At 31.2% G+C, this 600-nt stretch carries 1 protein-coding gene; it reads right to left on the bottom strand.

The annotated features are described in order from the left end of the window. Positions 1-600 (bottom strand): DUF11 domain-containing protein (locus MBCUR_RS03460; protein WP_157077647.1); only part of this gene is annotated, 600 nt, incomplete at both ends.

The following is a 600-nucleotide window of genomic DNA, read 5'->3' as shown; positions in this document are numbered from 1 at the left end:
CATTATCAGGACCAAAATTAGTCACATTAATAGCATATAAAACAAATGCACCATTCAAAACAGATCCAGATACATTAGATGATTTAACAATACTAAGATTCACAGTAGGAACAACAGTAATATTAGTTTCATTATCAGGATTACTACTGTTATTACCAGTATTATTTTCATTAACATTAGTAACATTAGCAATATTCACAATATTACCAGTGCCATTTAAGCGAACAAGAATATCCAAAACAATACTTTCACCATTAGCCAAAGCACCAATACTCCAAACACCAGTACTTGCAACATAGAAAGTAAACCTTGGAGTTGTACTATTAATGTATATTAATCTAGTATCTAACTTATCAGTAATAACCAAACCAGTAGCATTATCAGGACCGAAATTGGTCACATTAATAGTGTACAAGATGTAAGCACCATTTAAGACATTACCAGACACATTAGATGATTTAACAACACTAATGTTCACAGTAGGAACAACAGTAATATTAGTAGTATTATCAGGAGTACTATTATTACCAGTGTTATTCTCATTAACACCAGTAACATTACCAACATTCACAATACTACCAGTACCATTCAAACGAACAA

This window comes from Methanobrevibacter curvatus, from assembly GCF_001639295.1.
In the GTDB taxonomy this organism is placed as follows: domain Archaea; phylum Methanobacteriota; class Methanobacteria; order Methanobacteriales; family Methanobacteriaceae; genus Methanoflexus; species Methanoflexus curvatus.
The sequence above is the reverse complement of the archived record's forward strand: the minus strand, read 5'-3'. Positions and strand labels throughout refer to the sequence as shown.